At 36.3% G+C, this 12,595-nt stretch carries 13 protein-coding genes; all 13 read right to left on the bottom strand.

Annotated elements, in window-relative coordinates; genetic code table 11:
• Positions 1–50: 50 nt before the first annotated feature.
• On the bottom strand, positions 51–821 hold the full coding sequence (locus GVN22_RS05290; RefSeq protein WP_166550005.1) for a cell division protein FtsQ/DivIB: 771 nt from the start codon (positions 819–821) through the stop codon (positions 51–53).
• A gap of 236 nt (positions 822–1,057) precedes the next feature.
• Complete coding sequence (gene murC / locus GVN22_RS05285; protein WP_166550004.1) at positions 1,058–2,431, bottom strand: UDP-N-acetylmuramate--L-alanine ligase; 1,374 nt, start codon at positions 2,429–2,431, stop codon at positions 1,058–1,060.
• 240 nt (positions 2,432–2,671) lie between these two features.
• Positions 2,672–3,142: a CYTH domain-containing protein gene (locus tag GVN22_RS05280; RefSeq protein WP_166550003.1), complete on the bottom strand. Its 471-nt coding sequence runs from the start codon at positions 3,140–3,142 to the stop codon at positions 2,672–2,674.
• A 3-nt stretch (positions 3,143–3,145) separates the two neighbouring features.
• Positions 3,146–4,153, bottom strand: coding sequence for a Gfo/Idh/MocA family oxidoreductase (locus tag GVN22_RS05275; RefSeq protein ID WP_166550002.1), 1,008 nt, complete (start codon positions 4,151–4,153; stop codon positions 3,146–3,148).
• 29 nt (positions 4,154–4,182) lie between these two features.
• Positions 4,183–5,280 (bottom strand): undecaprenyldiphospho-muramoylpentapeptide beta-N-acetylglucosaminyltransferase, encoded by a 1,098-nt coding sequence (murG, locus tag GVN22_RS05270; protein WP_370520396.1) that lies wholly within the window; start codon positions 5,278–5,280, stop codon positions 4,183–4,185.
• 57 nt (positions 5,281–5,337) lie between these two features.
• On the bottom strand, positions 5,338–6,486 hold the full coding sequence (locus GVN22_RS05265; protein ID WP_166550001.1) for an FtsW/RodA/SpoVE family cell cycle protein: 1,149 nt from the start codon (positions 6,484–6,486) through the stop codon (positions 5,338–5,340).
• A 38-nt stretch (positions 6,487–6,524) separates the two neighbouring features.
• Positions 6,525–7,868: a UDP-N-acetylmuramoyl-L-alanine--D-glutamate ligase gene (gene murD, locus GVN22_RS05260; protein WP_166550000.1), complete on the bottom strand. Its 1,344-nt coding sequence runs from the start codon at positions 7,866–7,868 to the stop codon at positions 6,525–6,527.
• A 239-nt stretch (positions 7,869–8,107) separates the two neighbouring features.
• The gene (gene mscL / locus GVN22_RS05255) at positions 8,108–8,440 is read right to left on the bottom strand and encodes a large conductance mechanosensitive channel protein MscL (protein WP_166549999.1); all 333 of its coding nucleotides are present in this window, start codon (positions 8,438–8,440) and stop codon (positions 8,108–8,110) included.
• Positions 8,441–8,459: 19 nt separating this feature from the next.
• Entirely contained in the window at positions 8,460–9,365 is a 906-nt protein-coding gene (locus tag GVN22_RS05250; RefSeq protein ID WP_166549998.1) for a DUF3078 domain-containing protein, read from the bottom strand.
• A 58-nt stretch (positions 9,366–9,423) separates the two neighbouring features.
• Positions 9,424–10,266 (bottom strand): mechanosensitive ion channel, encoded by an 843-nt coding sequence (locus GVN22_RS05245; RefSeq protein ID WP_166549997.1) that lies wholly within the window; start codon positions 10,264–10,266, stop codon positions 9,424–9,426.
• A 37-nt stretch (positions 10,267–10,303) separates the two neighbouring features.
• Positions 10,304–10,507, bottom strand: coding sequence for a hypothetical protein (locus tag GVN22_RS05240; RefSeq protein ID WP_166549996.1), 204 nt, complete (start codon positions 10,505–10,507; stop codon positions 10,304–10,306).
• A 35-nt stretch (positions 10,508–10,542) separates the two neighbouring features.
• Complete coding sequence (locus GVN22_RS05235; RefSeq protein ID WP_095161349.1) at positions 10,543–11,148, bottom strand: RNA polymerase sigma factor; 606 nt, start codon at positions 11,146–11,148, stop codon at positions 10,543–10,545.
• Between the two features lie 441 nt (positions 11,149–11,589).
• A complete protein-coding gene (gene tsf / locus GVN22_RS05230) occupies positions 11,590–12,423 on the bottom strand; it encodes a translation elongation factor Ts (protein ID WP_166549995.1) in 834 nt (277 codons plus the stop codon).
• Between the last annotated feature and the right edge of the window lie 172 nt (positions 12,424–12,595).

Genomic DNA, 12,595 nt, shown 5'->3' with positions numbered 1-12,595 from the left:
CTACATAATACGCCTCACTCTATAACACTATTGATTAACAACTGAAAACCTTATTCACAAACAATCTGATTCTTATATTTAACACTAATTTTTTTATAAAAATCCCACCCTTTTACTGGTAGAATCTCTTTATATAAAATTTTTATCTTTTTAAACTTTGCTTCTAAATCTATGGCTAGTCCTAGCTCAATAAAGTGACTTCCAAATTCGGGTATCAAAGTAACTCCTCCGTCTTTTTCAACGATGAGCTGGGTAATTTGAGACTTCCAAAATTCATCATCACGAATAAACTTTATCAGTTCTATAATAGATTTACTTTGTGCATCTTTTAGCGATTTTTTACCCACAAAGTAAGCACCCGAAATCAACAAAACTCGCTCGGTGTGGTGAGGCGACAGCCCAATCATTGAACCATCTTCTACCAAGTAGCTATCATATTGTGTATGGTTGGGGCTTTTGCTCGACAAGATTCTTGCAATAGGAGTATGTTCTTGTACTGTAATAGTCATCTGCCCACTCAAATCTTGGTGCGCCTGACATGATTTAATCAAAGGGTTTGCCAAAACTTTTCGCTCAATTGCCTTCAGATTTATTCGGCTAAAAGGCTTGCCTTGAGGGTCTTCGCTAGGTACTCCAGTGACTACGTTCTGAACATCATACTCTTTTACAAGTAGATTTTTATTTTCACTCTCTATTACAACCTTAATCTCCTTACATTTTTGTTTGCTATGAATTAGGTTAGCTCCAAAAATGGCAACTACCACCGCTACCACTGATACGATAAGCACTACAGTTCTCTTTAATTGTACTTTTAGTGGCAAATCAATATGGGGTTAGAGTTTACACGTTATTACTATTTTTTAGCCAAGCACTTAAGGCTGCAAGATTTACACGAAATTAGTATTTTTTTCTTATGTTTTACTTAAGAGGATTTTATTAAAATTTTTAATAACCCTAAAAAAGCAATTTTAATCAACGAATTTATTACAAGAGTGCAACAAATAAGTGATTAATCTATTTCAAATTGAATATTTTTTTATAGGAGATTCCTCTTTTTTTATTGAGCGGTTAACATCTCCTTAATTGGAGCCAAAAGAGTGTCAATATCTCCAGCTCCAATCGTCACTAGTAAGTCTAAATCTTTCGTTTTGAGCACGTCTAACAAATCTTTCTTAGCAACCATTTGTTTGTTATCAATCGTAACCTTATCAAAAATAATTTGTGAAGTTACTCCTTCTATCGGCAGCTCTCTTGCAGGGTAAATATCTAATAATAAAAGCTCATCTGCTAAGCTCAAGCTTTCAGCAAAACCTTCTTGAAAGTCTCTTGTACGAGTAAACAAATGGGGCTGGAATACCGCCGTAAGTTTACGGGTAGGATACAGCGCTTTTACAGAACGTAAAAAAGCCTCAATTTCTGTTGGGTGGTGCGCATAATCATCAATAAACACTACATTTTCTTGACGAACATGATATTCAAATCTGCGTTTTACTCCCTTAAATGTATTGATTCCATCACGAATTTCATCAGCACTCAAACCCACTGTTAAACATGCTGCGGTAGCTGCCAAAGCATTTTCGACATTATGAAATCCTGGCGTAAGTAATTTACAATCTTTGATTTCTCCATCTGGATATACGATATCAAATACCATCTCTGCATTTTCGATACGAAGATTATTGACATGATATTGTCCACCTTCGAGCGAAAACTCTGCTGAGGTTTTGGTATAATTTTCCAACTCTAAACCTTTACGCTGGAACAATCGACCACCTTCTTTAATTTGCCCGACATACATTCTAAAAGACTCCAATACATGATTGTGGTCTCCATAAATATCTAAGTGATCTGCATCTGTAGAAGTTACAATCGCAACATCGGGATGCAGGGTTAAAAACGAACGGTCAAATTCATCAGCTTCAATAACACATGCTAAGGGATTTGGCGCACTACTAATCAAAAAGTTAGTACCATAGTTTTGTGTAATACCTCCCAAAAATGCCGTAATATCGCGATTTGCATTTTTAAGAATATGAGCAATCATCGAAGATGTCGTGGTTTTACCATGTGTACCCGCAACGCCAATGGTAAACATATTCTGCGTGAGAAGTCCCAATACTTGCGAGCGTTTCATTAACGTAAAGCCATTTTCCTGAAAATAATTCAACTCGGTATGGTTCTTTGGTATAGCGGGTGTATAGACGACAAGCGTTTGGGTAGTATCAGTCAGATATTCACTTGGAATAAGATTGATATTGTCTTCGAAATGAACCTTTGCACCTTCTTTTTCCAAAGCTTGGGTAAGTGGCGTAGCTGTTTTGTCATAACCAGCCAACTGATAGCCGTTGGCAATAAACCAGCGAGCAATTGCCGACATTCCGATTCCACCTATTCCTAAGAAATATACGTATTTGAGTTGTTGTAAGTTCACGATACAGTTTTTGGTTAATGTTAATTAAGTTAGTAGGCAAAATTAATTTTACCTGCCGTAAGCATTACGCCTTATGCATTAGGCTAAAAGTTTGAATATGCGTCCTATTCTACCTAGTGCCCATAGCTGAATTTTATTTTGCACTAATACTTAAGTGGTTAGTCGTATGCATTAGGTAAAAAAGTCGCCATTACGCCATTTGAAATATTCACTTTTAACTTATGGCATAAAGCTCATAGCCTATTGCCATGACGAATAAGGCTCGATACTTAGTCTTGAATTGTAATAACGAGGGTCGTCTGTAACTTCAGTCTGTACCCAAGTAGGTAGGTCAAATGTTTCTGTTTCTGAGCTAAGCTCTATTTCAGCAACAATTAAACCTTCATTAGCTCCTTTAAATACATCTACTTCCCACGTTTTTCCTTCATGAGGAATTATGTATCTGTACTTTTCAATGTTTTGTTCTGTAAAATTATCTAACAATGCCAGTGCTTCATCTTTAGGTATCTCATATTCAAACTCCAAGCGACTCATCCCTTGAGTTTTTCCTTTGATTGTAATAAAGCCTTTGTCATTGGTAGCTCTAACTCTTAATGTTTTTTCAGGGTCGGTAGAAAGATACCCTTGTTTTAAGAAGTTTGGTATTGGTTTATCCAATTCATGCCATAATTCATGCTTTACCAAAAACTTTCTTTCTATTTCTACAGCCATGCTTTATAGTTGTTTTACGGCCTCAATAATCTTAATTTGTTCGAGTACCAATTCTGGTTTTATCAACAAATCTTTCCCTTCAACAATGGCTTCATATAAGTTTTGGAAAAGTAATCCCCAATTGCCCACTTCCGTTTCCACTTTTCCTTTGACAACTACATCGCCAATATTGGAATATATTGCTCCTTGATTTTCGATTGGCTCAACGCCAAACCCTGTCATTTGAGGCAACAAATCTGCCTTTAAATGGTCTTCTTGATGGTCTATCCCGTATTTGACAAACGAACCTTTTGTTCCATTAATTCTGTAGCGTGGGCTTTCCTCTCTTACTAATAAACTAGACGACAGTTTTACAGTCATTTTATCGTATGACAAGTAAATATCAAAAGCATCGTCAATCAATGAACCTTCACGCTGAGTGTAAGTTTGTCCCCATACTTTTTGAGGCACTCCAAACAATACTAAAGCTTGGTCAAGAATATGTGGTCCTAAGTCATAAATAATCCCGCTTCCTGGCGATGGTGTTTCTTTCCATTTTTTAGGATTAAGTACGGGTTTATAACGATCATATCTTACTTCATAGCTCACAATATCACCTAATAATTTGGCTTTCAAAATTTTTTGTACTGTCAAAAAATCAGAATCAAATCTACGATTTTGGAACACAGAAAGTACTTTATTTTGCTGCTTAGCTAATAGTATCAACTCCTCAGCTTCTTGACTAGTACTGGCAAGAGGTTTTTCTACCAGAACATGCTTATTGGCTAATAAAGCTTTTTTAGCATATTCATAATGGGTTGCATTCGGACTTGCAATACTCACCAAATCGATAGACGAATCTGCCAAAACATCTTCGATTGAAGATACAATCTGAGCCTCAGGATATAACTCCTTTGCCAAGGCATTGGATGTTACAATAGTTTTGAGTCGATAATTAGAATTTGCGGTAATGAATGGTGCTTGCAAATAACGTCCAGAAAGACCAAATCCTACTAATGCAATATTTATCATAATCTAGTCGAAAGTAAATAAAAGAATGTCTATTTCACCAAGCTAAGCACTTGTTGAGCAATCTCAATAGCGGCATTAGGCTTTCCTAATTTCAGAATATTATCGATCAGTGTACTTTGTTTCTCTTTATCATGTAATAAATCCAAAGCAACCTTTACGAGTTCTTCTCTTGCTTGTACATCTTTAACAAGTATGGCAGCATTATTTTCTACTAAACTCATGGCATTTTTTGTTTGGTGGTCTTCAGCAGCAGTCGGAAGAGGCACTAAAATTGACGGTTTACCAGCCAAACAAAGTTCTGAAACAGACAATGCCCCCGCACGCGACACAACAATGTCGGCCATAGCATAAGCCAAATCCATCTCGTAAATAAAATCAGAGACATATACCTTCCCTTTGAATACTTCGGCAGCAGTTTTGGCTCTTTCGATATAGAGTTTACCTGTTTGCCAAACTACTTGACAACCTTCATTTACAAGACTTGTTAGCCCTCCATCAATACTTTCATTGATGGTTTTGGCACCTTGACTCCCTCCTATCACCAACACGGTTGGTTTGTCAGGCTGTAGTCCAAAATGTTCAAAAGCTTGTTGTCGTTTAGCTGCTACATTGAGGATGTCTTTTCTTACAGGATTGCCTGTCATCTGAATTTTAGACGCAGGAAAAAACTGTTCCATTTTGGGATACGCTACACATATCTTCTTGGCATTTTTCGCTAAGAATTTATTGGTAATACCCGCGTAGGAGTTTTGTTCTTGAATTAAGATAGGAACATTGGCAAAAGATGCTGACAAAAGCAATGGACCAGAGGCATACCCCCCCACTCCAACTGCCACGTCAGGCTGAAAGTCTTTTACTATTTTTCTTGCTCGTAGTAAACTCGAGATAAGCTTCAGTGGAAAACCTAAGTTTGCCAGCATATTCGAGCGGTTGATCCCTGCAATTGGTAAACCAATAATAGGATACCCAGCCTTGGGTACTTTTTCCATCTCCATTTTTCCTTCAGCACCTACAAAAAGTACTTCAACGGCAGGATTAATTTCTTTGAGGGCATTAGCAATTGCTATGGCAGGATAAATATGGCCTCCTGTACCACCACCCGAAATAATTACTTTTATGGCTTTCACAAGTTGTATTATTTTTCAATTAAACCTTAAAGATAATGATTCCTTATAAATCTCTTGTTAGAGAGCTGCATCTTTCACTTTATCTCTACTCACCGATATAATAATCCCAACTGTGATGCCTGTAAAAACTAAGGAACTCCCTCCCCAACTTAATAATGGCAAAGGTTGGCCCGTAACTGGCCCTAAACCCGTAGCTACCGACATATTGACCATCGCCTGTATAACCAGACTAAAAGTAAGTCCTGCCGAAAGTAGCCCTCCAAAGGCTCGTCCAGAACTATCGACAGCCTTCATTCCTCGATACAAAAACCATAAGTAAAGACCCAATACAAAAATGCCTCCAAGCATTCCCCATTCCTCAATAATAATAGAATACACAAAATCTGAATCGGCTTGAGATAGGAAATACCGCTGTTGACTTTTGCCTGGTCCTTTACCAGTAAGTCCTCCGTTGGCAATGGCAAAAAAGCTTCGTTCTATTTGATAATCGCTATCTTTATCTGCACCAGGTTTTTTCTTGCCTTTAATACCATCTACGTAATTAACAATACGATTGCGAGCGGTTTCAATACGACTACCTGTACCCGTCATCACCAAGATTGTTCCCATCATAAAGAGCCCCATCATGGTGTACACTAAATATTGAACAGGCACTCTACCAAAGAACATTAGTAAAAAACAAGTGGAAAACAGCAATGCAGATGTAGATACGTTAGTTAAGGCGATACAAGTACACACAATGAGGATTTTTGCAATCATGGGTACTAATTCTACAAAGGTATATTCGACATGTTGGCGCTTAGCCAACATGCCTGCCAAATTGGTAATCAACGAAAGTTTAGCCAAATCGGATGGCATAAACGTCATTCCTATCAATGGTACACGTACCCAACGGCGGGCATCGTTAATGGAAACGCCATATTTGTAAGTATAAAGTAGCAACGCAATAGACAGTAACACACCAAAGTTGGAAACGGTAGCAAACTTATGATAGTCAAATTTGTGAAAATACCACATTGCTCCCAAACTTACCACGACAATAGCCGTGTGTTTTACCAAAAATGAAAAAGTGCCCTGACCCGACAATATGGCCAGTTTTCCTGTGGCACTAAATACGACGATAATACTACACATCGAAAGAAAAGCCACAATTGTCCAAATCTGATAATCCCCCTCAAGGTTTTTTTTCAGCCAATTAGTTATCATAGTTGATAGAATTCTATGGGTATTAAGATAAAGAAGGATTATTTTACGTTTGGTAGTTCTTGGACAGCTTGCTTAAATTGGCGACCTCTGTCTTCATAATTTTTGAACAAATCAAAACTAGCACATGCTGGTGACAACAATACTACATCACCTTCAACAGCTAAGTTTGCTCCTGTTTCTACAGCCTCTTTCATCGATTTGGTGTCAAAAATTAAAGGTACTTTTTTGCCAAAATAATCAAACAATTTATGATTATCTGTCCCCATGCATACAAGGGCTTTGACTTTGTTTGCAACTAGCTCATCTATTTGACTATAGTCGTTGCCTTTATCAACTCCTCCCATAATCAATATAATTGGCTCATTAAAACTTCCTAGTGCATAAAATACCGAATCAACATTAGTAGCCTTAGAATCATTTACAAAAGTAACTCCGTTTACTACTCCAGCAGGTTCTAAGCGATGCTCCACACTTTGGAATGAAAGTAACCCCTCCATAATTTGCTCGTCGTTCAAACCAATAGCTTGAGACGCCAACACAGCACAACTCGCATTGATACTGTTATGAGTTCCTTTAATAGGTAATTTATCTATATCTACCTGAAAATCGCGCGCTTGAAATTTAGCCTCCAAAACACCATTCTGAACAAAAGCTCCTTGTGCTACCTCTTCTTGAATCGACACTGGCAAATGATTAACAGCATACACTTTTTGCGTCAGTTCTTTAGCCAAAGCTTCACTTTCTTGAAAGTAGATAAAATGGTCGCTCGGAGTCATATTCTGTAAAATACGGAATTTAGAATTCACATAATTTTGGAAATTATACTCATAACGGTCAAGATGGTCTGGTGTAATATTTAACAAAATGGCAATATCAGCCTTGAAATCATAGCAATTATCAAGCTGAAAGCTCGAAAGTTCCAACACAAAATAATCGAAAGTATCTTCAATTACTTGTTTCGCAAAACTATCTCCCACATTTCCTGCCAAGCCAACCTTTAAACCTGCCGATTTGAGAATATGATAAACCAAAAGAGTCGTCGTAGTTTTACCATTACTTCCTGTAATAGCAATAATTTTCGCTTTTGTATATCGAGAAGCAAACTCAATCTCTGATATGATTGGTTTACGTAAAGACTTCAGTTTTTTTATTAATTCAACTTTGTCAGGGATCCCTGGGCTCTTGATAATTTCATCCGCATCCAAAATAAACTCCTCATTGTGCTGCCCCTCTTCGTAAGGAATATCATTCTGCTCTAAAATCTCTTTGTATTTGTCAGACAAAGCCGATTTATCAGATAAAAAAACCTCATATCCTTTACTTTTTGCTAACAAAGCTGCACCTACGCCACTTTCACCACCTCCTAAGATTACAATTTTCATAACAGTTTTATTTTTGGGATAAAGCCTTAATTCATTTTGTTTTTTGTATCAAACCACCAATATAAGCCCCATCAAAAAGTACTCATTTTTTATTAGTGTCAAATCTTCCTGCATGAAAGACTTTTTGACGTTGCAAAATAATCAAAAAGCGCTTTACCAAATATGCTTTAAAAAATAAAAAACAAAAGTCTGACGCCATTAGCATCAGACTTTTGCTGAAAATCGAAACCATTGAATATCTATTCAAATTTCTTTTCTGTCAAACCTGCTTTATTTGCAGCCTTAATGACCAAGAAAATTACCCATGCTACAATAAGGAAGTTGACCGAAATCTGAACAAAGCTACCAAATTTCATGGCTACTTCTGCTTGGTTTTCAGCAGGATTAGCGGCTTTAAGTACGACTTTCCAAGTAGAAAAATCGATTCCGCCAAGAAATAAGCCAACCACTGGCATCAAAATATCCTCAACGAGTGAGGTAGTAATTTTGCTAAATGCTCCACCTATTACAACCCCCACTGCCAAATCAAGCACATTACCTTGCGAGATAAAATTTTTAAATTCTTTTAACATCAGTAGTTTAGTTTAGAAATCATGGAAAAGTATATAAAAGACCAATACCTAAGTTTTGAGCTACTTGTAAATTAGCACTCTGATCTTGGAAATACATCGCGATTATATCGAAAGTAGTGCTTATGTATTTATTTACCTTCGCTGTAAATTTAGCATCTAAGCGATTATCCATTGCCGCAAGGTCATTGTATTTAATAAACAGTGCATAACGTGCCTTTAGATTAATATTTTTTGCTACATCTTTATCTAACGTCGCAACAATCTGCATCAAGGCTACATCATTCTTAATGGTTTTACCATCTGGCACCCCATATCGTTCTCCTGTTTTTGTAAACGCAATCTTATTATCTGCAACGATAGTCTGACGAAGGGCTCCTGGTGCAAAAGACATATTAAATACTTTTGAGGGTTTCCATTCAAGACCTATGGATTCGGTTATATACGCAGGAGAAAACAAATTAGAAACCAGAATGTCAGGTTTATAAGTTGTTCCATCTGGAAGTGTCACATCAGCCCCAGCTCCATAGTTATAGCCTTTAGAAAATTGAGACTGAAAGTTAAGATTGGCGATAAACAACCATTTTGGAGAAATTTTATTTCCTAGTTTGGTATCAAAGAATACCCTGTCTATGGTTTTTCTTAATCCGCTTCCATTATCTTGTAAGCCATACTGCATTTGTAAATCATTTACCCAGTTGACTTTACCCTTATTGTATTCACCTTTTGCATTAAAAAATACGTTGAATCCAACAGATCCTTTCGCACCTTGAACAGAACTCCAAGCTCCATTAAAACTAGCTTGGTTAAAGTTGGCTCCAAAAGCAGTTTTCTTCTTCCAGTAAGAAGTATCCTTTTTAGCCTCTTGTGCTATTGTAGCACAACCTACACTTAAAATTGAGAGTGTTAATAAAAATTTTTTCAGCATGGCTCTAATATGTATTGATTGTAGAATTTCCACTCTCTTTCTCAACACAAATCTGGCGCTACAGGTCTGATTCTACCTTTGAGTCATGTGCAAAAATTTCAATTTTTTCCTTTTGTAAGACATTTAAAGGTAAAATTGTCTGTGTTTCGCCAGTTTGTAGTGTTAAAGAGGTGGTGTCAAATGAAACGATGATACCTTTTACACCATTCACTTCAATGACTTGTCCTTCTTTGAATTTGTTCTTGCTATAGAAGTTAGACAGGATATTTGTTAAAACGTCACGCGAAGCAAAGCCATATCCAATCGCAAATGCTAAAACGACTCCTCCGATGATTAGGTTGAAGCTTGATTCCAATAGACTAGTTTCGATGCCAGCCTGTTTAAGAGAGGCGATCAACGCAATCACAAAGAAGAAGAAAAATACAATATTGCCAAGGAGCTTTGCTGAGTCGATTTTAAACGAATTACATAGATTTACTACAGTATTCTTTAATGTATCTGCAATCATTAACCCTGCAAACAGCAAAATAGCAGAAGCTATTAATTTGGGGATTAAATTAACTAAAGATGCTACCATATCTGTCAGTACTTGCATGCCTAACGTTTCGGTAGAGGCAGTAATAAATACTAACATGATAAAGTACTGTAATACTTTAGACACAATTAAACTTAATTTCAACTCACCAAATCGGGCGATAACATCAATCTTATTTAGTTTGTCTCCTAAGCGATCAAATCCTGATTTTTCAAGGGCTGTTTTTAAAATTCGACTTACAAGTTTTGACACAATTGAACCTACGATCAATAAGATAGTAGCTCCTAATAACTTGGGAACAAAACCCGTTAACTGCTCTAATAATTTGCGAAATGTATCAATTAAAATGTCTTGGATGTTTGGCATGATCAATAAATGCGATTATAATAATGAAAGTAAAGAGCTATAATTCATCTTCAGGTGTAATAGTAGATTCGCCACGTTGTGTGTTCAACGAAGCAGTTATGGTATTGATGAAATTACCAACATACAAATCTATAATTATAGAAGTGTTGCGAATTGTATCTATCTCTGATACAAGAGCTCGCTTGAGACTTTCTGGAGCCTTTTCTGAAGATTCTAAATCTTTAAAGGGGTTTTCAGCCATATCTATTTAAGTAATTAGCGTATTTGGAACCAAATTTAGTCATTTCCAAACAGCAAGCTAAGTGCTTTGGCGATAATTATTCCCCAAATGAGAGTGGATTCAAGGTAAACCTTTCTGATTTTTTCTTTGGCTCTAAGCAAGCGCATTTTTACGGCACTTTCAGATATGTCTAGGGTAGATGAAATTTCCTTAATAGATAAATCATCCTGATACTTCATCATCAGAATAGATTTCTCCTCTGGTTGCATCTGAGATAAGGCTTTACGAAGCTTTGTTGCTTCCATTTCAGCCAATTCTGCTCCTTCGTCGTAATCTTCTACATCGAAGTTTTCATCCATTAAGGTTTCTGAATAGCGCTTAGCCAAACGAGTTTGGTCTATACAATAGTTATAAGTGATTGAATATAGCCACGTCGAAAACTTTGCAGTTTCTTTATACGATGATATATTCATCACTAGCTTTAGAAAGATGTCATGTGCGAAGTCTTCGGCACGTGCTTCATCTTTTACAAATGAGAGACATTTGCGATATACTTTATCTGAATACCTATCATATAAATGCTCGAAATAGATATTCTTCTGAGTTTCGATAAAAAGCTTCACAAGCTTTTCATCCGTTTCTTTTTTAAGGTTAGCTTTCATTAGCAGACTTTGATTTAGCTCAGGCGGGTTTCATATAGTTTTACTGAAAAAGATAGTGTTTATTACTTAATTATTATCATTTGTCTACATAATATTAAGGTAGGCAAGTTAACAAAAAACTTTATATAAATAGGGTGGCGTTCCCTAAATCTTATTAATCGTCACTCTATCCTACGAGTATTCACATGAAAATAATCAAATACACCTGTTGTTTAATCACTAAGCAACTCCTAATTTACTGATTATAAAGCTATTGACGTTAAAAATACCAATTATGCTACAATTATATCTAACAAAGTAGTTGATCATTGAATATAACTGATAAATGTAGAATAAAAGAAATAAAAACTCTGAATTTTATATAAATAAGTCTAGTCTTTATGATAAAAAATAAGAGCCTCTTTTTGAGAGGCTCTTATTAAAAATATGGTATTCAAGCGATTAAGCTAAAGCAATACGTTTGAATTCTGTGATTGTCAAACCTTTTTGAGTTTGTTCCAACAATTGTTTGATGTTGATAGAAGAATCTTTCACAAACTGTTGGTTCAACAAAGTAGATTCTTTGTAGAATTTCTCTAATCTACCTGTTGCAATTTTATCTAACATTGCTTCTGGCTTACCTTCAGCACGAGCTTGCTCTCTACCAACTTCAATTTCACGTTCGATTGTAGCAGCATCAACACCGTCTTTGTCCAAAGCAACTGGTTTCATTGCAGTGATTTGCATAGCGATATCTTTACCTACCTCTAGTACGTCAGCACCAGAAGTATTATTAAATGCTACTAATACACCAATTTTGTTGTTTGAGTGAATGTAAGAAACTACTTTCTCTGCAGTTACATTTTCGTAACCAGCGATAGTAATTTTTTCACCAATCTTACCAGTCAACTCGATAATATTTTCTTCTGCAGTACGTCCGTCAGACAATGTAGCAGCCAATACTTCTTCTTTAGTAGCAGCATTGTTTGATACTGCAGCTTCTAACAAAGCAGAAGCCAAGTTGTTGAAATCAGCTACTTTAGATACTGGTTCAGTTTCACAAGCCAAAGCAAGCAATTTACCATTTGAACCATCTTCGCTGATAGAGATCAATACAACTCCTTCATTAGTAGCATTGTCAGCACGTTTAGCTGCAACTTTTTGTCCAGCTTTACGAAGAATATCGATAGCGGCTTCAAAATCGCCATTAGCTTCAGTTAGGGCTTTTTTGCAATCCATCATGCCCGCACCTGTCATTTGTCTTAGTTTATTAACGTCTGCTGCTGTAATAGCCATCGTTTTGTATATTTTAAGATTAAAATTTCTATTAAACTTCTAAGCTTTGAAAGTACTAGTACCTATTGGTAATAGCTTATCTGCAACAATTACTCATTTCTTAATAGCCTCCCAAAACTAACAGAATAGCCCACAGAAAACTATGGGCTATTCAAATGGTAATAATTATTTC

The sequence above is a fragment of the Cellulophaga sp. BC115SP genome, assembly GCF_009905545.1.
GTDB classification, from domain to species: domain Bacteria; phylum Bacteroidota; class Bacteroidia; order Cytophagales; family Spirosomataceae; genus Flectobacillus; species Flectobacillus rivi.
The sequence above is the reverse complement of the archived record's forward strand: the minus strand, read 5'-3'. Positions and strand labels throughout refer to the sequence as shown.